The sequence below is a fragment of the Haloferax sp. Atlit-6N genome (assembly GCF_003383195.1).
Classification (GTDB): Archaea; Halobacteriota; Halobacteria; order Halobacteriales; family Haloferacaceae; genus Haloferax; species Haloferax gibbonsii.
Genome location: NZ_QEQJ01000168.1, coordinates 1 through 531, shown reverse-complemented (window position 1 = coordinate 531; position 531 = coordinate 1). Strand labels below are relative to the sequence as shown.

Here is a 531-nt window from a genome sequence, read left to right as displayed (position 1 = left end):
AGCGTCCGTTCGACGTCCGCGTCCGTGATGCTGCGGTACGTCGCTTCGACGACCTCGTGCCACTCGTAGTAGAGGTCGTGGTGCGACATCTCTGCCGGGTCGCGGTCGCTGATGACGCGTAGGAGGCTTTCGTCCGCTGTCTGGCCGCCGTCGCTCACGAGTTGCTCGTCTGCGCCGATCGCGTCCCACTCGTCGACGCGATCTTCACGCCACGCGATCGCTTCGAGTTCGACTTCTTCGCCACAGCCCTCGAAGCCGGCGTCACGGGCCGGGTGCGCCGCGTAGCACGTCCCTTCGCGCGTTTTCTCCGGTTCTTCATCGTCGATATGTTCCGGTCGGACGTGCGTCGCGTCGCACTCTGAGCAGCGGTAGCGCACCGACACGAGTCGGGTCACGCCGACTCACCTCCTGGCGTCGCCGCAGCCAGTTCGTCCAGCCGTGCTTCGGCTTCTCCGACATCGACGTCGTCGGTGTTGTCGTCGAGCGGGTCGGCGTCGCGATCGTCATCGTGCCCGCCATCGGCTGCGACCG

Annotated in this window: 1 protein-coding gene; it reads right to left on the bottom strand. The window is 66.5% G+C overall.

Translation table 11 applies throughout. The features are described from left to right. Nucleotides 1-395, bottom strand: a 395-nt coding sequence (locus tag DEQ92_RS24010) for a hypothetical protein (RefSeq protein WP_199522964.1), incomplete at its 3' end; no start/stop codon positions are given. Nucleotides 396-531: the final 136 nt, after the last annotated feature.